The organism is Marinobacter sp. DUT-3, from assembly GCF_050379435.1.
Taxonomy (GTDB): Bacteria; Pseudomonadota; Gammaproteobacteria; order Pseudomonadales; family Oleiphilaceae; genus Marinobacter.
This window is the reverse complement of sequence record NZ_JBNRMG010000001.1, coordinates 624,868-644,213: the sequence shown is the minus strand read 5'-3', so window position 1 is coordinate 644,213 and position 19,346 is coordinate 624,868. Positions and strand designations below refer to the sequence as shown.

Genomic DNA, 19,346 nt, shown 5'->3' with positions numbered 1-19,346 from the left:
CTTCCGGTTACATGGTGTGGGTCGGACGGTCTGAACTCAGTGACCCGGCCAGATAGGACTCGATCTTGGTCCGCGCGGTTTCATCGTCCCCATTGAACTGGACACCGATACCGGCCGCCCGGTTCCCCTGAGCGCCTTTCGGGGTAATCCAGATTACCTTTCCGGCAACCGGGATCTTCTCGGGCTCATCCATCAGGTTGAGCAGCAGAAACACTTCATCCCCAAGTTGATACTGCTTCTGGGTGGGGATGAACAGCCCACCCTGCCGGATGTATGGCATATACGCGGCGTACAGAACGGCCTTGTCCTTGATGGTGAGTGTCAGAATGCCACTTCGTGCGCCAAAACCGGGGCCCATAGTTAACACCTTTCTGTCTGTATGGCTGTAAACGTTGTTTTGTCGGATTACGCCTGCGGCTAATCCGACCTGCTTAACTAATCCGACCTGCGGATCAAATTCCCTGATATTTCGCAATCATAGCAGCAGTTGACCGAAATCGCTCTCCCTGCAGTAGCCGATCGGGATCAGGCCGATGCCCGTTTACGTGGCATTAAATCCTGCCAGGCGATCAACAGCCGAACGGCTTCCAACTCCGGGTTCACATTGTATACGCCGGCAGACCTGGCCTCATGGATCAACGCCAGTATCTGGTGCGCGCGCCAGGGCGGGTTGAATTTGGCCAGATAACCGAGCATATCCGCCGCATCCGTATCCCTCGGGCTGCCGCCGGCCGTTATCCGGGCCAGGTCCGCGGCCCAGCCCTCAAACAGCCAAAGGGCGCCTTCCAACCCCATGGCTTTGAAAGGTTTTGCCGCTTCCCCCACCGTTAACTGCCCTTTCATGAACTGGCGAAACTGCGCCAGTGCCTGATCGCGCTGCGTCAGGAAATCACTGGTCAGATACTCATAGGCCAGTCTGGGCGCATTGCCGGAAAGCGCCAATGCTTTACCGCACAATTCGGCTGACGGCTGGTCTGCCTCGTCGAGCTTCATAACTTCCGCCGCCAGCCATCGGGCAGCCGCGTCGCCATCAGGAATCGCAATCAACAGGTTCTGGCACCGGGACCGGATAGTCGGTAAAACCGGACGCCCGCTTTCCTGCAGCAAAATCAGCACGACATCGTCGGATGGCTCTTCCAGGGTTTTGAGCAGGGCGTTCGCGGAGTTGATATTCAACTGGTCGGCACGATCAATAATGGCAATCTTGCGCTGCCCGACCTGCGGGGACGACACCGCAAACGAGGACAGGGCGCGCACCTGGTCTACCTTGATCATCCGCGATTTTTCCGGCGTGTATATCCGGATATCCGGGTGGGTACCCGCCGAAACCAGCTCGCATTGCTTACACACACCGCACGGCTGATGGCCGTTATCACTGTCGCTGGCCGGTTGTTCGCAGATCAGCAGCGCAGCCAGCCCGTCCGCGAACATCCGTTTACCGACACCACGCTCCCCGGTAACCAGCAGCGCATGGGGCAGCCGGTTCTCGGCAAGACGTTTCTGCAGGCTCTGCCAGGCTTCATGAAGCCAGGGCATGGACGCTTCGGATGGATTCAACCTGTTACCCTTCCAGTGCTGTTCTAGTGGTGGTTTTACGGGGCTTTGAGGAATCCCGTGATATCTGCTTTTTCATCGTGACCAGGAGGCGCCGCATCTGTTCGAGGGATTGACGCCCTCCCCTGTCCGGATCGCTGCCATAGTAATGCTTGTTAACCGTCCGGGCAAAAGCCCTGGCGGTTCCGGCGGCGGCAGGCCTGGCTGAACCAATCCTTTCGGCCAGTTGAGCCGGAGTCTCTCCGAATCGCACCGGAATGCCGGCACGTTCACAAAGCCGGTGCCACTGATGGATCAACCTTACCACGGGATCACGGCTTGCCGACCGACGCACCTGCCACGCCGAGAATGCGCCCGCCACCAGCAACGCCAACCCGACAATGCCCGCCGTCGCGTAACCCAGCTCCTTGAGCCCGAGCCCCCCGGGCAAACGGGACATCAGGTCCATCTGTGACTGACCCTGATAGCCAACGACCCAGCGCTGCCATTGGTAATTGATCCTGTCCAGCTGCAACGACGCCCATTGCAGCATGGGGATATTGCCGTACCGCTGCGGCGAAGCCCAGTCGTCTTCCAGGAAAGAGCCTTCACCGGCGACAGCATCCCGCAAACCAGATTCAATGCGGTCGGGAGCGATCGCAGCCGTCGGATCCACACGTACCCATCCCTCGCCGTCAATCCAGGCCTCCACCCAGGCATGGGCGTCGTACTGACGGACGATAAGGTACTCGTCATCAGCCCCGGGATCGCCACCCTGGTAGCCCACAACCACCCGTGCCGGAACGCCCGCCGCCCGCAACAAAAATGTGGTCGCGCCGGCGTAATGGGCGCAAAAGCCCCGCTTTGCATCGAACAGCAGGGCGTCAATGCCGTCTTCCGGCATGGCCGGCGGTCGCAGGGTATAGAAGTACTGCTGCTGCCGGAAGCGGGTCATCAACGCTTCGATCATGGCGCCAGAGTCGGGATAATCGGCTTTCAGCTCCTCCGCCAGCGCCCTGGCCCTGGGGTTACCGCGACTCGGCAGCTGGAGGTATCGGCGCAGGCTTTGCGGCGCATCAGCGTCATCGGTTTCACCGCCAGTCAGGGCCATTCGATAGCGCACGGCGCTGTCCGCCGGGCGACGAAACCGGAAAAGCCCCTCATCGGTTGGCAACACATTGTCCGAAACCGCCACGGAACCATCCAGCGCGAACGCCCAACGCTCATCCGTGGGCTCCATCAGGACATCGTATTGGCCAGATTCAAGATCTCCCGCGCCGCCGTCAACGGCCACCCTTCCCGGTCGCCTGAAGGGCTCATTACGCCCCTGGCGCCAGGTTTCTCCGTCGAGATAGTCGAGAATCAGTCCACGCCAGTACCGATCCCGGTAGGCCGGAAGATCATCGCCAAAGGTGGCCCGGAAGGCTCTCTCGCTGCTCTGTGCCAGGCTGGAGATATCCCCCGGCCGCATGGTGTCACTGATACCCGATCTTGCCTCACCGGACACCATAGGCACGCTCCATAACGGCGCCATCCTGGGAAAGAAGACAAACAGCAGAACCACAATCGGCAGCGTCTTCAGTAACATCGTACCCAGCCGACGCCAACCGGAGGCCATGGACTCCGGCAGGTCGGGCGCATTCAGGACCTGAAGCCCCACCAGCAACAGCCCGACCGCCACCAGATTCACGACGGCCCAATAGATCTCCTGATGAAACAGGAAATTCACGGTTGCCAGATACACCAGAATAAAAAACAGCACATAGAAATCCCGCGTAGATCGGGTCTCCAGCCATTTCAGACCAACCGCCAGCACAAAAAACGACGCCGCCGTGTCCACCGTAAAGCGACCCTGAACGGTGGCGATATAGACCGCGATCACCCCCAGCATAATGCCGGTTTTCAACCATTTCCCCGGTAACCGGACACGGCCGGACTGCGCCAGCCAACGCCAACCCGCAAGGACAATACAGCTGGCGACCAGCCAGAGCGGAAGTCGATCCCATTGAGGGGTGAGCAGCAGCGTAAAGCTGGCAATCACCCAGATCAGGGCCCTGGTGGGTAATACGGGTGCCTCCGTTCCCTGCAAGGTCTGTTGGCCGTAACCGCTGGCAAGGGTCATCAAACGCCCTCCCCGGCTACCGTTGACCCGGCAGCCTGGCCCCGAGTACCGAAAGCAGCCGTGGAATCATCCCGCGGCTTCTCCAGCCCAAACACCGCCAGACTCTTCAGGCACCGGCTGACATGGGCAGGTCCTGCGTCCGGACCTATCTCCTGTCCCGGCAGACTCAAACCGAAAGGAACGCCGGTTCGGCTGCGTTCAAGCACCTGGGCGGTGAGATAGCTGACTCTCAATTCCTGATCCACACCCGGAAAGGCCTGATAGTCGAGCCAGTGAGGGCTGCCCTGCTCACCTTCCCAGTCGGCAATCACCATCTGGCCGGTACGGGCGTATCGTTTCCATAACACCCGCTGGGTCAGATCCCCCTCCCGCCAAGGCCGCATATCCGCATGGTCATTGCCGTCCACGGAACGGGAGGTATCCTGATCATCGCCGTCTGTCACAGTACCCGTTGCTTCCGGTGCCGGAACCGGCCGCGGATAGACAATGCCGAAGGACGCCGGTCGCACCCAGGACCAGGCCTTGAGCAATCCGAACGGGAAGCGGGTTTCAACCCGGACCCGATCGGGACGAAAATACCCACGACGGGGGCTTTCAGCAGACAGCACCATATCCCCGGCCTGGCCTGCCGGAACGTGTTGCTGACTGAGGGTGTAGCGTTCACAGCTGAGCGATATGGCGACCGCATCGTGCCTGCCAGACACGGCACGGAACCGAAACGGGATCCTGTCGCCGGCAAAACCCTCGCCGGCCTGAACAAGGGTAAGCTCCAGGCCCGCCAGGTTCCGGTGGGTCTGGTGCATGGCCGCCACCAGAATCGCGCCCAGCATGAACGTGAGAAGGTAAATCAGGCTGTTCTGATAATTGATCCCGGTGATGAGCATGATGAGCAGCAGCATGCCAAACACCACCCCGGGCCCCGTGGGCAGTATGAAGATGTTGCGCTGGCTGAAAACCTGCTTGTCCGCGCGGGGAATCCTGCGATTGAGCCAGCGCTGCCAGCGTGTACGAATAGCCTGAACCATAAGGCTCCTGTTACCCAGCCAAGAACATTAGGCTGCCTATATAACCATCTTTTACGGGATTTTTATAACAATACTGACAATACACCGATGGTGATCACAAACCCGCCAGAAATCCCTTGAATTTGTGTCTGGCAATCCGAATACTGATTTATGGGGCGCTGACTGAGTGCCGTACCTTTTCAGACGCACCTCACCTTCGTGGATCACAGGCCAAGAGGCTATACCATGACACGCCCAACGTCTCTCTCCATTGCCATTACCAGCGCCACCGGCCTTGCCGTTTTCAGCTCCGCGCTGTCGGCCGGGGTACAAACCATGACATCCGATGAGATGGTGGAAACCTATGTGAAGGACTCCGCCGTTATTGTCGTCCCCAGGGATCAGCAAAAGAGCGCCGCAGACCGACAGCGTATTATTCGCTCCCTGACGATTTCCCCCGGCGAACCGGTGCTGACAGAAGCAGAAGAGGAAGCCTATCGGGAGGCCCTTCAGCGCTACCAGAAAGAAGGCAAATCCGACGCCCTGGAACAGGCCGAGGAAGAGTTTCTCCGCCGCGCTTTACTGCTGCCTCAGGAGGAACTGGCCCGCGCCCAACCCCGGGCGGATTTTGCGCCCACGATCCAGCCCATCATTTTTGGCCAGCAGGCCCAGATCCCGGATGAGCCTTTCACCCAGACATTCCTGAATGACCAGCTCGGTATTGGCTACGATGGCCAGAACGTAAACTTTTCCATTGGTAATCCCCCGGGCATTGACCGCATTGAAGTTCCCCACGCCATTAACGAAGGGCCGGTCACACTGACTCCACGGCCAGGGGGCGGTTTTGATTTGTCGATCGCGGTGCCGGATCAGTAACGGCGTTCAGGACCACCTGCCGGGATAGATCGTATTCCTGTAACGGTGCCTCGCGAGGCACCGTTTTTTGTTCGCAATTACCTGACAGACAAAAAAATGCCCCGCCAAAGGCGGGGCATAGTCAAGCTAGACTCTTTCGAGTGTTCGCTTAGTCAGCATGGCCATACACAGCCAGTCGGGTATCGCTGACGTGCAGGTTGTCGATGCCGATCGTACCGATGCTCTCGCCACCGATCACAGTCTCTGCAACGTTGATATCCATCAGGACATCCTCTACATCGATGCGCAGTACATCGGTAGCAGTGGAGGCGCCAAGACCGTCACCTTTGTAGATATCGAGACCCACGATAGCGAAACCAGCCTGAGCCAGACCCACTTTACGAGTTTCTTCATCGGTCAGGTTCGCCGGATCTTCACCGAAGATCGCAGCCAGACCTGCAGCGCCAAGGGTTTCACCACCGGACTCAGAGCTGTTGATGGTCATACCACGAACACCGATGCCGAGGAATTCAACGTCGAAGTTCATTTCTTCAACGGTGAATGCCGCGTCCAGATTCAGTGTGCCAGTGCCAGCCTGGCCATCCACGTCGTCAGTGTCTACGCGGATATCCAGGGCACCCAACAGACCCCAGGAGTCCATGTTGGACACCAGTACAGTGTTCTGACCGCCATTGCCATCCAGTTCCATGGAGTCAGCAGTGAAGCCCCAGTCGATAGGCACCGCGTTGCCATCGGCGTCTTGCTGCAATGAACCGACATGGATAATGGCATCGCCATCATCTGCGATGTCGATATCGATAACCAGTTGGTCAAGCAGGTTGCCCAGCCCGGAATCCTGGGCTGAATCCGTCTGGCTCACGCCAGCACCACCCAGCTCAATGCCCTTCACCGCAAAGCTGCCTTCATCGGTGTAGGTGAACTGACCAATGGAAACGCGGGTCTCAAGCTCGATAGTCACACCGGCCTGACCGGTGACATCGCCCATCATGCTGTCGTCCATGGCCTGCAGCTCGGCGTGAGCTGCAAAAGGCGCGGCGGCAACGGCTGTTGCCAATGCAAGTTTCTTCAGGCCTTTCATCTTGTTCTCCTTGATTGAACTTATTTTTGTATCCACTTGAACTTTTATGAGTGGGCCTTACCCACGCCTTCATTTAAGATTGTTTTACATTCCGGTTCCGTGAATGTATTCACAAATTGTCACAAAATGCTTCAGTTAGTTATATACTCAAATTTAATACTTATTTATCAATCGGTTAAAATTACGACTTCTGGCTTTTGTCATCGTAGAAAATCTGAAAGGGTTTCTCTTGAGACATGGCATTGCCGAACTCGGCGGTACCCTGCTCCAGTTCTATCGGAATCAGTTTGAGCCCGGAAACTCCGAGGCGATGTTCATGCTCGATCGCCATAATCCGAATCTGCTCGCCGTTCTTGTCAATCTTCCCCGGATAGGTAATAAGGGATGCGTGGATCTCGCCTCGACGGGCGATTGATTTCAGGCCCGCACGGTACATCAGGACCTTCGCCTCACCCGGAGCCTGCTGCGCTTCTTCCGAAAGCGCCATTTTCTTCACCTCACCGTCTTTCATCAGCATCCAGGCCATGGGCTGGAACACACCGGATGCCTCAAGCTCCTCACCCACGGAACCAACGGACACCTCTGTCATTTCCTTGAGATGTTTTTGTGCAAGTGCCACTACGGTTGCCAGCTCTTCCTCGGACAGCTTTCCATCTGAAAGGACGTGGTTGTCATAATCATCTGCATCCTGAGCCATGGCGGCTCCAGAGAAGGCCGCTGCAATCATCATGACGAACGCGAAAATACCAAAACGAATCAGGGATTGTGTTTTCATAAGTGGTTACTGCCTTTCGAAGTGTTGTTAATATGGCACCGCCCCGCACCGGGACGGTCTTCTTCAAGGCTACCGTTAACCTGTGCGTAATTTTGTTAAGTGTGTAACAACGTGCAAATATTCATTGCATACCCCCTCAACTGGTGACCGATCCCGTGACTGAACGATCCGAAAGAACCCTGGCCATCTCTCTGGAGGAGGCGAACAACGTCATTTCCCACATCTGTGGGACAAAGGGTTTTGTCGACTTTCATTCACCAGACCGGGGCGGGCGAATCCTGACGGCCTACCCTGTACAGAACTGGCGGATCCCGCTGGGAAAGCCAGCCTTTCTGCAAGTCATGGCCGATATCAAGGCGCAACACCGTGCCTATTCACTGGAGGGTTCCATATCCTCAGGCGGCCTGTTCGGAAGCCTTTTCTATGAAGCCGGCCGATGCACCGTGCCCGGCTTCAGTGATTCAGCGGCTCACCCGACGGAACATGGGGGATATGTTGGTCTTTATTTATGGGAGCTGTTCATAGCCGATGCCAATAACCCAGCCGAAGGGGCACACCTGGCTTTTCATCCCGCCTGCGATGATCACACTCAATCAACGGTCCTCGGGTTCCTCGGCCAGCCCTTTCCTGAAGCACACCCTGGTTTCCGGATTACCCGTCCATTCCAGGGCGATAAAGATAAAACCCATTACCTGAACGGAGTGGGCAAAGTTCTGGACTATATTCACGCTGGGGACTGCTACCAGGCCAATCTGTCCAACAAATACCTTGGTCAGTGGTCAGGCTCCCCCTACCAGGCCTACACCGCATTGACCAACGCCATCCCTGTCCCCTACTGCGCATACCTTGATGCAGGCGCATGGCAGGTTCTCAGTATATCGCCCGAGCTTTTTCTCAGTATCAGAGGCAGGCAGGTGGTCACCAAACCAATAAAAGGTACGCGGCCACGTAACCACGCATCGGTGCAGAAGGATAAAGATATTGCCGAAGAGCTGTCAGCTTCCATTAAGGACCGCGCGGAAAACCTGATGATTGTAGATTTGTTGCGGAACGACCTGTCCCGTTTCTGCCAGAGTTTCTCGGTCAGGGTGTCTCATCTTTTCGACATTGAATCCTATGAAAATGTCCATCAACTGGTCAGCACAGTGGAGGGCACCCTGGATGAGCACCACTCGCCTCTTGATGCCATGCTAATGGCATTTCCGGGAGGCTCCATTACGGGCGCGCCGAAGCGAAGAGCAATGGAAATCATCAGTGAACTGGAATGCCACGCCCGGGGACCGTATTGCGGCACACTGTTTCAATGGGATTTCAACAACAATCTGGAGAGCAATATCGCTATCCGCACTCTGATGACCGAGTCGAATGGCTCGATTCATTGCTGGGCGGGCTGCGGAATTGTTGCGGACTCGGATCCCGAGGAGGAATACCAGGAGTCTGTCACCAAGGTTGGCAAACTGATGCGGGTTCTGGAGTCCTTGTAGAGGACGCAACCTGTGCGCCCTCTAACAGTCAATCAGGCGCTGTGAACCGCACTGGCCTTGAGGAACTCCTGCCTGAGATCGTCAAACGTATGAACCGCCGGGAACTGCGGGAACTCGTCAATGACGTTCTGCGGGGCGTGGAACAGGATGCCGGCTTCCGCCTGGCTCAGCATGGTGGTGTCGTTGTAGGAATCCCCGGCTGCGATAACCCGGTAGTTCAGCAGCTGGAATGCCCTGACCGACTGGCGTTTGGGATCGCGCTGGCGCAGCAGGTAATTGGTGATCTGACCGTTTTCCGCCACTTCCAGCTTGTGACAAAGCAGCGCCGGGAAGCCCAGCTTGGCCATCAGCGGCATGGCAAATTCGTAGAACGTATCGGACAGGATGACCACCTGGAAGCGCTCACGCAGCCAGTCCAGAAACTCACTGGCGCCGGGCAGCGGGTCCAGTTCACTGATCACTTCCTGAATCTGGGGCAGACCATAACCGTGCTCATCCAGCAGCCGCAGGCGCTGCTTCATCAATACGTCATAATCAGGGATATCGCGGGTGGTGGCCCTCAGTTCCTCAATGCCGGTTTTTTCCGCAAACGCGATCCAGATTTCCGGGATCAGTACTCCTTCGAGGTCAAGGCACGCGAGTTCCACAGTGATCTCCTGATTGTCATAGTCAGTGTTTCCGGCGGCCAGCCTGGACGCTCGGGTTTCAATGGGCCCGTATGATAAGAAAATCCGCCGCCGAATGCATCGTGCTTCTTGCCCGCTATAAGGATATACAACCAGATTCCTTCAGCCGGGCCACACTTAATGGTAGATTTATCACACATTTATGAAGGACTACGCTTTTCATGACAGATGTTGGCGCGTTAAAGCAGGAACTCGAAGGACAGAGCCCAAGGGCCATTCTTAAAGCAGCCCTGGCGAAGTTCGATAATATTGCCATCTCCTTCAGCGGGGCCGAGGATGTCGCCCTGATCGAAATGGCCCATAAACTCACAGACAACCTCCGGGTATTTACCCTCGATACCGGGCGACTGCACCCCGAAACCTATGAATTCGTCGAGCGGGTGCGCAAGCACTATGGCATTACCATTGAAGTGCTATTCCCCGATGCTCAGGAAGTTCAGGATCTGGTCACCCGCAAGGGGATGTTCAGCTTCTACGAGGATGGCCACTCCGAATGCTGTGGCATTCGCAAGGTCAACCCGCTCCGCCGCAAGCTGGCCACCGTCGACGCGTGGATTACCGGGCAGCGCAAGGACCAGAGCCCGGGCACCCGCAACGACGTGCCGGTGGTGCAGATAGACGAGGCCTTCTCCACGGACGAACGGCAACTGGTGAAGTTCAATCCCCTGGCGGACTGGACATCAAAGGAAGTGTGGGACTACATCCGCATGACGGAAGCCCCATACAACAAGCTGCATGACAGAGGCTTCGTCAGTATCGGCTGTGAGCCCTGCACCCGGCCTGTACTGCCTGGCCAGCACGAACGTGAAGGCCGCTGGTGGTGGGAAGAGGCCACACAGAAAGAATGTGGCCTGCACGCCGGGAATCTGATCGCCAAAGACGGTCAGTAAGTCGGCAGCTCGACATCCCGGAACAGCTCTTCGATTTCCGATCGGCTGCCCTGATGCGCAACCGCCTCATCCACCCTCTCCTGGGTGAGATGGGGCGCGAAGCGCTGGATAAACTCGTACATATAACCGCGCAGGAAGGTGCCCTTACGGAAACCGATGCGGGTGACGCTGGGCCGGAACAGCTTGCGCGCGTCCAGGGCAACCAGGTCGGTATCAACCTTCTCATCAAATGCCATGCTGGCAATGATGCCGACCCCCAACCCCAGGCGGACATACGTCTTGATGACATCAGCATCGGCGGCGGTGAACACCACCTTTGGCGTTAGCCCCTGGGACTGGAACGCTTCATCCAGCTTGGAGCGACCGGTAAAGCCAAAGACATAGGTGACCAGCGGGTACTGCGCCAGCTCCGGCAGGGTTAACTCGGATAGTTTGGCCAGTGGATGGTTCCTGGGCACGATCACGCTGCGATTCCACTTGTAGCAAGGCATCATGATCAGGTCATTGAACAGCTCCATGGCTTCGGTGGCGATGGCGAAATCCACCGCGCCGTTGGCCGCCATCTCCGAAATCTGCATCGGGGTTCCCTGGTGCATATGCAGAGACACATCCGGATAGGCCTCGATAAAGCCACTGATAACCGGAGGCAGCGCGTACCGGGCCTGGGTGTGGGTAGTGGCAATACTGAGATCGCCCTTGCGCTGGTTGCTGAACTCCTGGGCAATCTTTTTGATGCCCTCTACCCTGCGAAGTATTTCCCCCGCTTCACGGATAATGATTTCCCCGCCCGGGGTGATCCGCGTCAGGTGTTTACCGCTGCGGGCGAACACCTCGAGACCAAGCTCATCCTCCAGCAGTCGAATCTGTTTGGAAATACCCGGCTGCGAGGTAAAAAGACTCTGGGCGGTGGCAGATACATTGAGATCATGGTGCGCGACTTCCCAGATATAGCGCAACTGTTGTAATTTCATCGACCCTGTTGCTCCCTGAATTCCCGGAAAACTCGGGCTGCGTTACCGCTGTGCTTCAGCCCACACTGATAAAACACAGAATACGCATAAAAATTTCATTTTTCATTCTTTTTTGGTATACACAATACCTTCCCACTCAGTTTAGACCAAAAACCGAATAACGCTGCATTCCTAATGCCCTTTTGCAGCCAGCACCCTTGACTTCAGTGTGACAAAGCACACAATCCGAAATCGATACTTCAAGTGCATTCAGGGATACGATGCTGCTGACCACCAAGTTCCTCAGACCCACCTCCGACCCCCGCGCCGTCAGTCGGGAACGGCTGTGCAGTCTGTTGCAACCCGGCTTCCAGAAACGGCTCAACCTGGTGGTTGCGCCGGCCGGGTTTGGTAAAACAACATTGGTGAGCCAGTGGTGCACGCAGTTGGGCACGTCGACCGCCTGGCTCTCCCTCGATGAACATGATGACGAACCCCGGCGCTTCTGGCAGTACATGGCTGGCGCGTTTGAGCACAGCGGACTGGCAGGTATGGACCTCTGCCGGCAACAGCTCAGCCACTGCTCCCTGCAGGAGCTGGAGGGGCCCATCACCAGTCTCATCAATGCCCTCGCCGCAGATGGCGCCCAGTGGTCGCTGGTGCTGGACGATTTCCACTTCATCCGGAATACCGATATCCAGCGCCAGTTCTCCTATTTTGTGGACTACCTGCCGCCGGGAGTCACGGTAACGCTCGCGTCACGCACGGAGCCTCCCCTGCCCCTGTCCCGTTGGCGAGTCCGGGCGTGGATCGAAGACATTCACCCCGGTTTGCTGGCGTTCTCCGAGGAGGAATGCCAGCGTTTTTTCCGGGAAACCATGGGGCTGGACGTCTCTGAGCAGGAAGTCCGGAAAATCTGCCGGAAAACCGAGGGCTGGGTGGCCGCCATGCAGTTGTCGGCACTCTCCGGGGTCAACAGGTCCAGTCGTGAATCCTCGGCTCCGCCTATTACCGTCGATGTCGATGAACGTCGCATCAATGACTATGTCCTGAGCGAGGTGCTCGAACAGCAGCCCGGGGACATTCGCGACTTTCTGATCAGTACGGCCTGTTGCCCCAAGCTCTGTTCAGCGCTGTGTGATTCGGTACGGGGGGCATCGAACAGTCAGTCTCTGCTCGAACAACTGCTGCGGCAAAACCTGTTTCTGATCCCCCTGGACACCCGCAACCAATGGTTCCGGTACCATGACCTGTTCCGGGACGCGTTGCTGCATCGGGCATGGGCGCATGACCCGGACATGGCCGAGCAGCATTGGCAGCGGGCAGTGACGTGGTTGCTCAACCATGATCACGTGCAGGAAGGCATTGCCCAGATCGTTCGCCAGCAAGACTGGGCCTGGCTGGCACGGGTTCTCGCGGAGCACGGCAATAACCTGATTCACGGCGGCTATCACCTCCCCGTTCTCAACTGGCTGGACTCACTACCGACCGACGTGGTGGATGGCAGCCCGCAACTGCAAATGTTGCGGATCTGGGCCCTGTTCTTTGCCAACCGCGTGGAGATGCTTGAGCCGCTGCTTTCGAACCTCGAGGATATTCTGGATAAACGGGTGGCCGACTCCCACCCGGATGCCGAGGGCGCCCTGGGCCTGCAAAGCGAAATATCCCTGATCCGCTCCTACCTTGCGCGTACCAGAAGCGATGACAAGAGCGCCAGTGATCTGACACGTCAGGTACTCAGGGATATCGACCATACCCGCATCCCCCTCAAGTCCGTCACCTACTACGGTGTCGGCCTGGACCACTACGGCAAGGGAGACCTGCCTTCCGCCAAAGAGGCACTTCGTTCCGCGGTCCGCTATGGAGAACTGGAACGCAAACCCAGCACCGTGCTCTCCAGTGGCGGCCTGCTGGCCTGGATCCAGTACAATCGCGGCGATATCGATGACGCCCTGGAAACCTGTACTTCGGTGCGGCGCTGGGTGGACCAGCAGTATACCGATCCGGCTCAACCCAGACTGATTTCCTGCTGGCAGAACAGCGCACTGACGGAAATATACCGCGAACGTAACGAACCGGAACTGGCGGCCTCTCACCTGGCGCCGCTGCTTGATCATGTCACTAACGGTACCGAACCCGGGCAGCACGTTGTTATTCAGTACGTGCGGGGCCACCTCGCCTTCAGCGAGGGCCGTTACCAGGAAGCCATCGAATCCCTGGAGGACGCCGCCACGGTCGCCCGGCGGCGGCGCGATCATATCCTGTTCGAGCCTCCTGCCTGTTCCGCATTGCTTGCCCGGTGTTACCTGGCAGCCGGCCAGCTTCAGCGGGCACAACAGTGGGCCCAATCCGTCACCGATGAGCATTTTTCCAACCCCCTGAACCGGGAGCAGAATCAGATCAGTACGGCCAGGGTCCTGGTGGCTGCGGCCCGCCCGGCGGAGGCCATGTCGATACTTGCGCCGTTACGTCTCAGTGCTGAAAAAGATCAGCATTTCCGACACCTGGTGGAGATCCTGACGGTTTACGGAGAGGCCCTGCATGTCGAGGGGAAAACCTCAGAGGCCAGCCAGATGTTGGCTCAGGCGGTGCAGAAGGCCGCGGATGCCGGATTTATGCGATTGTTCGCTGAGGAAAGTCCCACTGTACGGGAGCTGTTGATGGAGTTGCCCGCCCTGCGAGCGTCTTCCGGCTGGAACAGCCGTTTGCTGGCGATGCTTCGCGGTATCAGCAGCCCGCCAGCGGGCCAGGAACACGCCCCGGGCAGGGATAACGTCGAGACAATGACCGCTTCTGGCGAGATCCTTGCGGAACCCCTGAGCCAGCGGGAACAGGAAGTGCTGACACTGATCAACGAGGGACTGGCCAACAAGGATATCGCCAACCGCATGAACGTTGCCCCTGCGACCGTCAAGGCACACATCCGTAACCTTTACGGCAAACTTGGGGTCAGCCGCCGGACCGAAGCCCTGGCCAGGGCCCGGGAACTCGCCTTACTGGATTGACCCGGATGGGCGGGTCGATTTTGTGATTCACATCACATTTTCGGCGAACTATTGCGCCCCACTACGCCCTTTGGACGATCCGTCTAAGCCCCTTCTTCTTCTATGATTCATTTCACGGTGAGGCGCGCCCTCACCAGGAATTCTGAAACTTCAGGCCTTCAGATTCCTTGTTCCGCGTTGTTTTCGACGCCCGGGTTCGATTCAGAACCCCTTTTGACAAGAGCCATTCCCAACCGGGATGGCTCTTTTTTTATCGCTCACTGTTCGATAATACGGCGAAAAGGCGGCAAGGCATCCAGTAGTAGCTGTCCATAGCGGCGAGAGACAATCCGCCGGTCAAGAATGGTGACCCGACCGGTATCCTGCTCGGTCCTCAGCAACCGCCCGACAGCCTGGACCAGTTTGATGGAAGCATCCGGAACGGTTATTTCCATAAACGGGTTTCCGCCCCGCTGGGACACCCATTCCGCCAGACTCGCCTCGATCGGATCGTCCGGTACGGAAAATGGCAGGCGGGTGATGATCACGTGGCCGAGGTATTTTCCGGGTAAATCGATGCCTTCAGCAAAACTGGCCACCCCGAACAGCACGCTGGGGCGCCCTTCGTCCACACGGCTGCAATGCTGGCGTAATACCTCGCCCTTGGCCATGTCGTCCTGGGTGATGATCAGGTCCGGATACTCCGGCGCCAGGGCGTCGCGAACGAGCTGCATCTGGCGGCGGGCGGTGAACAGTACCAGTGTGGCCTTTTCGCCCACCCAAAGATCCGGCAGGCGTGACACCAGGGCATCGGTAAAGGCGTCATCGGTTGGCATCGCCGTCATGGCGGGTACCTCTACCGTGGCCATTTCGGCGTAGCGGAAGGAACTGGGAACCACCAGGAAGCGGCTGGCTTCCGGCAACCCCGCCCGCGCCTGCAAACGGTCAAAACGCCCAAGCGCCGTCAATGTGGCGCTGGTCAGCACTGCGCCATAAGCACGGGACCAGAGCCTGGAATACAGCAGGTTGTCGGCCAGTACCGGACTGCTGTACAGGGTAATGTCCTCGGCATGGTCCCAGCGCTGGCGAATGGCCCATCGTGCCGCAGGCGGGCTTTTTGATTTCGGTTTTACCTGAATCTCTTCCCCGTCGGCCTCGTCGCTGTCAGCCGGCCTGGCCCCGGTGGTCTCACACCAGGCTACCCACAGCCGAAGCTGATCCTCAGATCTGGCATGAAACGAACCAATGACCGGGTACCAGGATTCCGCCGTTTCCCGGTCCACATCGTGTTCCTTGCGCTCATCAAACGCTTTCTGGAGCTCATCCACCAGAACGCCCAGCTGTCGCACCAGGTTAGCGGTCGCAATTCTGGCATCCGCAGCCAACGCCGCCAGGGCTTCCGGTAGCTCTCCGTCCGGGTATCGCCACTGTGCTGAACGACGTTCTTCACTGAATTCCCAGCCGGTATTCTGCTCCGCCTCGTTGTAGACGTCGGTCAGAGCCATATCAACCCCCCGCGACGCCTCACTGACCCGATCAATGGTTTTTGCGGCCAGGGTCGATGGCGCCAGGAACGGCTGCATTTTCCCCATAGCCTGGGACAGTTGTTTCAGCCACTGCCGCGTCGCGTTCAGCGGTACGGACGCGGCGAAATGGTTCAGCGCCTTGTCCGGGAGGTGATGGGCCTCGTCGAAAATGAACAGCGCGTTTTCCGGCTCCGGCAGAATCGCTCCTCCGCCAAGGGCCAGATCCGCCAGGACAAGGTCGTGGTTGGCCACCACAATGTCGGCGTCGTCCAGATCTTTACGGGCGTCAAAGAACGCACAGCTGTCAAAATAACTGCAGTGGCGGTTGGTACACTGCCGGTGATCAGTGGTGACCTGTCGCCAGATGTCATCGGGAATCTGATCGGGCCAGTGGTCACGGTCGCCGTCCCAGGTCCGGGAGCCATAGCTGGCCAGCATATCCTCGAAGAAGGCGCGGGTTCCGGGCTCCTCGTTGCCGGGTCCATCCAGCAGGAACAGCGGCATGGTATCGCTGTCGCCGTTACCCTCGTCATGGAGGCGGGCCTCAAGCCGGGACATGCAGAGATAGCGCCCGCGCCCCTTGGCCAGGGTCCAGCTGAAATCCTGCTTGCTGTGCTTCCTGAGATCCGGCAGGTCCTTGTGGACGATCTGGTCCTGCAGCGCCACGGTGGCCGTGGAAATCACCAGCGTCTTGCCCAGGGCTTTGGCGACAGGAATAGCCGCAATCAGGTACGCCAGGGTCTTGCCAGTACCGGTGCCCGCCTCCACAACGCAGGCCGACGGCGGCGACGTACGCTGGCCGTCGTTATCGGTGATATCGCCCATATAGCGGGCAATTTCCGCGATCATCAGCCGCTGGCCGTACCGGGCCCGAATATCCTTTCCCGCCAGGACATCCCGGTAGGTCTGCTGAATCTGCTGTTTGGTTTCGTCGGTCAGGGCCATCAGCGCGGGCTCACCCAGTCGCGGACCACTCCCACCCGGAACTGGCGGCCATTCTTGCTCAGCACCACGCCCTCCTCGGTAATGCGGTCGACGCGAATGCCGGAAAAGCTGTCACCGGTCCTCATGTACTGGTTGTTGATCATTACCCGCCGCGCGGAAGGATCGGACGAGTAGATATGGCTGTTGAAAATCAAATCGGGAATACTCTTCTGAAATGGCAAAGGGAGTTCGACCAGGTGGGGCACACGCCCCATCGGTTCCTGTTCAGGCAGCGCCGGAACGCTGTTTGCCTCCGTCCGGTTGGGTACGATCACCGTTGGACGAAGGCGGGGCTCCGCCTCACCGCTTTCGGCGAGAGCGTCCATTGGCTCCTCTACGGCCTCACCGGCCGGTTCTGTCCTGGCCGTATCCGATTCCGGAGACGACGTCTGGTTCCCGTCCTGTTGTGGCTGAACCGGGGCCACCGGCTCCCTGGCTGCTGCTTCCGGCGCGGAGTCTGACACACCGGCGCGCTCTCCCACACTCTCACTCGCACTCTTCCCAGCGCTCTCATCGGTGGCGGGCGAGCCACCGGGCCAGAAAATCACCGCCAGCACGATAGCATTAATAATCAGCGCGACAGCCACCCAGACGGCGGCTGGTACCGTTTTTTTGCGGGGCTTGTGGATCAACTGGACCTGCTGGCCCAGGTCCGGAATCTTTCCCTGGCGACGCTCGGTTTCGGATTTCCGGAGAGCATCCAGTATATAGGACATCAGTCATCCCTCCGTGCCAGATCCGTTGGCGACAATCTTGGTCCGGATTCGTTCAGGTCATTGTTTATCTGGATAACCGTCATGGCGCCTGCGATACCATCAACCGTCAGCCCTTTCTGCCGCTGGTACCAGCGTACCTGTTCGCGGGTTTCCATGCGCTTGACCTGATCGCTTTGCTGGCGCCCGTCGGCGTGCAGGTCTGCCAGCTCCATCATTCGGGAGCTGAGCCAGAGTTGCTCGGTATCACTGTCGGTGTTGTCCTCACTATCATCCATGTAAGGCGGTAGTTGCCATAACACCGTAAAGTCACCAAACCAGTAAGGCTCAATGGAGTCAAAGGCCACCACCCTGGAATTCCCGGCCATGGCCAGAGTAACCTGGTCGCCTTCAAGGTGCTGGATCGTCACATACCGGCGCTGGCCCTCATCGTTACGAAGTTCAAGGATGGCCGGCCGGTTCAGATCTTCAAGACTTCTGCGCGCACCCTGCCGAGCCAGACAGTCCAGACCCCGGATACGTGCGTAGATGCAGGGGTCGGGGTTGTCCGCGGGCTTATACTCTTTTCCCCAAAGTTCAAACAGATCACGGAAAGCATCAGCCCGGGACTGTGAGTGAGACTCGAACCCAAAATCCAGCGCCGGTTCTGGTTCAGACTCCGTCTCTGACGAACGCTCCGGATCAACAGGCGCCGGCGGGGTTTCCTGCTCAATGCGCTCAACCCTTCCTCCGACGGGGTCACTGGTATCGACATCCGCTTCTACAGACGCCTGTTCCGTAGAATCATCGGCATCCACCTGCCAACGTTCGAAAAGCCAGGCGGTGCCAACAACCGCAACAAGAATGGACGCGGCCAGGGCGAGATACCGGGGCTTGTTGGTATCCGCCGTCATCGGGCGTGCTGTGGGAGAATGGCCGCCATTCACTTCTTTTGCCGCCGTGCGGATATGGGCGGCTGTGATCACGTGCTCGCCTTCGGCATAAGCGCCCAACAGAGCACGATCACTGATCAGATTGATCAGCCGGGGAATACCGTCACTGGCTTTGAACAGCTTCTTGATCGCCCCCGGGCTGAAAATGTCAGCCCGCAGACCTGCCACGCCAAGACGATACCTCAGATAACCGGGCAGTTCGTCACGCCCAAGGGCATCCAGGTGGTAGCGTGCGGTCACCCGCTGGTTGAGCTGGCGCAGCTCGGGCCGCGCCAGTAACTCCTGGAGCTCAGGCTGACCAAGCAACACAATCTGCAGCAGCTTTTTTTCAGCGGTTTCCAGGTTGGTAAGAAGGCGCAACTGCTCCAGTACATCGGCAGACAGGTTCTGCGCCTCATCAATCATCAACACTTTGTGCCGGCCTGCTGCGTGAGCCTTGAGCAGATCCGCGTTGATCAGGTCCACCAGTTTCTTGATGCTGGATCCCACCGGGTGGGGAATTTCCAGTTCATCGCAGATGGACGACAACAGCTCCCTCGCGGACAGCCGTGGATTGAGAATCAGGGCAATGTCGACGTTGTCCGGTACGTTTTCGATAAAGCAGCGGCTTACCGTGGTTTTCCCGGTTCCTACCTCACCGGTAATCACAATAAAGCCACCCTGCCCCTGAATCCCGTACATGAGGTGGGCCAGCGCTTCTTTGTGACGCTCGCTCAGATACAGGTAGCGGGGGTCCGGAGCAATCGAAAACGGGGGTTCCCGAAAACCGAAGAAATCGTAATACATGAGAGTCCAGTCAGGTGCTCAGG

The 19,346-nt window shown here is 58.2% G+C and carries 15 protein-coding genes; 4 read left to right on the top strand and 11 right to left on the bottom strand.

Annotated elements, in window-relative coordinates; translation table 11 throughout:
* Window positions 1–7 precede the first annotated feature (7 nt).
* The 4 genes from ACQUWM_RS02890 to ACQUWM_RS02875 all read right to left on the bottom strand — a co-directional run bounded on the left by ACQUWM_RS02890 (window position 8) and on the right by ACQUWM_RS02875 (window position 4,680).
* On the bottom strand, window positions 8–358 hold the full coding sequence (locus tag ACQUWM_RS02890) for a PilZ domain-containing protein (RefSeq protein WP_008171779.1): 351 nt from the start codon (window positions 356–358) through the stop codon (window positions 8–10).
* Window positions 359–525: 167 nt separating this feature from the next.
* Window positions 526–1,536 (bottom strand): DNA polymerase III subunit delta', encoded by a 1,011-nt coding sequence (holB, locus tag ACQUWM_RS02885; protein ID WP_428921421.1) that lies wholly within the window; start codon window positions 1,534–1,536, stop codon window positions 526–528.
* A 25-nt stretch (window positions 1,537–1,561) separates the two neighbouring features.
* Window positions 1,562–3,655, bottom strand: coding sequence for a transglutaminaseTgpA domain-containing protein (locus ACQUWM_RS02880; protein ID WP_428921123.1), 2,094 nt, complete (start codon window positions 3,653–3,655; stop codon window positions 1,562–1,564).
* Window positions 3,655–4,680: a DUF58 domain-containing protein gene (locus ACQUWM_RS02875; RefSeq protein ID WP_428921122.1), complete on the bottom strand. Its 1,026-nt coding sequence runs from the start codon at window positions 4,678–4,680 to the stop codon at window positions 3,655–3,657. Before ACQUWM_RS02875 ends, ACQUWM_RS02880 begins: the two co-directional genes overlap by 1 nt.
* Before the next feature lie 225 nt (window positions 4,681–4,905).
* On the opposite strand from ACQUWM_RS02875, the gene ACQUWM_RS02870 reads away from it, so the two are divergent.
* Complete coding sequence (locus ACQUWM_RS02870) at window positions 4,906–5,535, top strand: hypothetical protein (protein WP_428921121.1); 630 nt, start codon at window positions 4,906–4,908, stop codon at window positions 5,533–5,535.
* A 148-nt stretch (window positions 5,536–5,683) separates the two neighbouring features.
* Here ACQUWM_RS02870 and ACQUWM_RS02865 read toward each other — a convergent pair whose 3' ends face one another.
* Both ACQUWM_RS02865 and ACQUWM_RS02860 read right to left on the bottom strand, forming a co-directional pair.
* Window positions 5,684–6,613 carry a DUF6160 family protein gene (locus ACQUWM_RS02865; protein WP_428921120.1) on the bottom strand — a complete coding sequence of 310 codons (930 nt, stop codon included), beginning with the start codon at window positions 6,611–6,613 and terminating at the stop codon, window positions 5,684–5,686.
* A 181-nt stretch (window positions 6,614–6,794) separates the two neighbouring features.
* Complete coding sequence (locus tag ACQUWM_RS02860) at window positions 6,795–7,388, bottom strand: hypothetical protein (protein WP_428921119.1); 594 nt, start codon at window positions 7,386–7,388, stop codon at window positions 6,795–6,797.
* A gap of 155 nt (window positions 7,389–7,543) precedes the next feature.
* Here ACQUWM_RS02860 and ACQUWM_RS02855 point away from each other — a divergent pair, with 155 nt between their 5' ends.
* Window positions 7,544–8,872, top strand: a complete 1,329-nt coding sequence (locus ACQUWM_RS02855; RefSeq protein WP_428921118.1) for an anthranilate synthase component I family protein — start codon at window positions 7,544–7,546, stop codon at window positions 8,870–8,872.
* A 32-nt stretch (window positions 8,873–8,904) separates the two neighbouring features.
* Here the strand turns inward: ACQUWM_RS02855 and thrH are convergent, their stop codons facing one another.
* Complete coding sequence (gene thrH, locus ACQUWM_RS02850) at window positions 8,905–9,519, bottom strand: bifunctional phosphoserine phosphatase/homoserine phosphotransferase ThrH (protein ID WP_407000428.1); 615 nt, start codon at window positions 9,517–9,519, stop codon at window positions 8,905–8,907.
* A gap of 200 nt (window positions 9,520–9,719) precedes the next feature.
* Between thrH and ACQUWM_RS02845 the strand changes: the two genes are divergently transcribed.
* Complete coding sequence (locus tag ACQUWM_RS02845; protein WP_428921117.1) at window positions 9,720–10,448, top strand: phosphoadenylyl-sulfate reductase; 729 nt, start codon at window positions 9,720–9,722, stop codon at window positions 10,446–10,448.
* On the opposite strand, the gene cysB is transcribed toward ACQUWM_RS02845, so the two are convergent.
* Window positions 10,442–11,419 (bottom strand): HTH-type transcriptional regulator CysB, encoded by a 978-nt coding sequence (gene cysB / locus ACQUWM_RS02840; protein WP_406985184.1) that lies wholly within the window; start codon window positions 11,417–11,419, stop codon window positions 10,442–10,444. The two genes, ACQUWM_RS02845 and cysB, sit on opposite strands and share 7 nt — an antisense overlap.
* Window positions 11,420–11,679: 260 nt before the next feature.
* On the opposite strand from cysB, the gene ACQUWM_RS02835 reads away from it, so the two are divergent.
* Window positions 11,680–14,403, top strand: a complete 2,724-nt coding sequence (locus ACQUWM_RS02835; protein ID WP_428921116.1) for a LuxR C-terminal-related transcriptional regulator — start codon at window positions 11,680–11,682, stop codon at window positions 14,401–14,403.
* 257 nt (window positions 14,404–14,660) lie between these two features.
* On the opposite strand, the gene dinG is transcribed toward ACQUWM_RS02835, so the two are convergent.
* The 3 genes from dinG to ACQUWM_RS02820 are packed head-to-tail and all read right to left on the bottom strand — an operon-like array spanning window position 14,661 to window position 19,323.
* Complete coding sequence (gene dinG / locus ACQUWM_RS02830; protein WP_428921115.1) at window positions 14,661–16,853, bottom strand: ATP-dependent DNA helicase DinG; 2,193 nt, start codon at window positions 16,851–16,853, stop codon at window positions 14,661–14,663.
* Window positions 16,853–17,608 carry a general secretion pathway protein GspB gene (locus tag ACQUWM_RS02825; RefSeq protein ID WP_428921114.1) on the bottom strand — a complete coding sequence of 252 codons (756 nt, stop codon included), beginning with the start codon at window positions 17,606–17,608 and terminating at the stop codon, window positions 16,853–16,855. The genes dinG and ACQUWM_RS02825 overlap by 1 nt, the downstream gene beginning before the upstream one ends.
* Window positions 17,608–19,323 carry an AAA family ATPase gene (locus tag ACQUWM_RS02820; RefSeq protein WP_428921113.1) on the bottom strand — a complete coding sequence of 572 codons (1,716 nt, stop codon included), beginning with the start codon at window positions 19,321–19,323 and terminating at the stop codon, window positions 17,608–17,610. Before ACQUWM_RS02820 ends, ACQUWM_RS02825 begins: the two co-directional genes overlap by 1 nt.
* Window positions 19,324–19,346 lie beyond the last annotated feature (23 nt).

Coding starts and splice junctions, on each gene's coding strand:
- ACQUWM_RS02890 (WP_008171779.1), bottom strand. CDS start 358: ATGGGCCCCGGTTTTGGCGCACGAAGTGGCATTCTGACACTCACCATC.
- holB (WP_428921421.1), bottom strand. CDS start 1,536: ATGCCCTGGCTTCATGAAGCCTGGCAGAGCCTGCAGAAACGTCTTGCC.
- ACQUWM_RS02880 (WP_428921123.1), bottom strand. CDS start 3,655: ATGACCCTTGCCAGCGGTTACGGCCAACAGACCTTGCAGGGAACGGAG.
- ACQUWM_RS02875 (WP_428921122.1), bottom strand. CDS start 4,680: ATGGTTCAGGCTATTCGTACACGCTGGCAGCGCTGGCTCAATCGCAGG.
- ACQUWM_RS02870 (WP_428921121.1), top strand. CDS start 4,906: ATGACACGCCCAACGTCTCTCTCCATTGCCATTACCAGCGCCACCGGC.
- ACQUWM_RS02865 (WP_428921120.1), bottom strand. CDS start 6,613: ATGAAAGGCCTGAAGAAACTTGCATTGGCAACAGCCGTTGCCGCCGCG.
- ACQUWM_RS02860 (WP_428921119.1), bottom strand. CDS start 7,388: ATGAAAACACAATCCCTGATTCGTTTTGGTATTTTCGCGTTCGTCATG.
- ACQUWM_RS02845 (WP_428921117.1), top strand. CDS start 9,720: ATGACAGATGTTGGCGCGTTAAAGCAGGAACTCGAAGGACAGAGCCCA.
- cysB (WP_406985184.1), bottom strand. CDS start 11,419: ATGAAATTACAACAGTTGCGCTATATCTGGGAAGTCGCGCACCATGAT.
- ACQUWM_RS02835 (WP_428921116.1), top strand. CDS start 11,680: ATGCTGCTGACCACCAAGTTCCTCAGACCCACCTCCGACCCCCGCGCC.
- dinG (WP_428921115.1), bottom strand. CDS start 16,853: ATGGCCCTGACCGACGAAACCAAACAGCAGATTCAGCAGACCTACCGG.
- ACQUWM_RS02825 (WP_428921114.1), bottom strand. CDS start 17,608: ATGTCCTATATACTGGATGCTCTCCGGAAATCCGAAACCGAGCGTCGC.
- ACQUWM_RS02820 (WP_428921113.1), bottom strand. CDS start 19,323: ATGTATTACGATTTCTTCGGTTTTCGGGAACCCCCGTTTTCGATTGCT.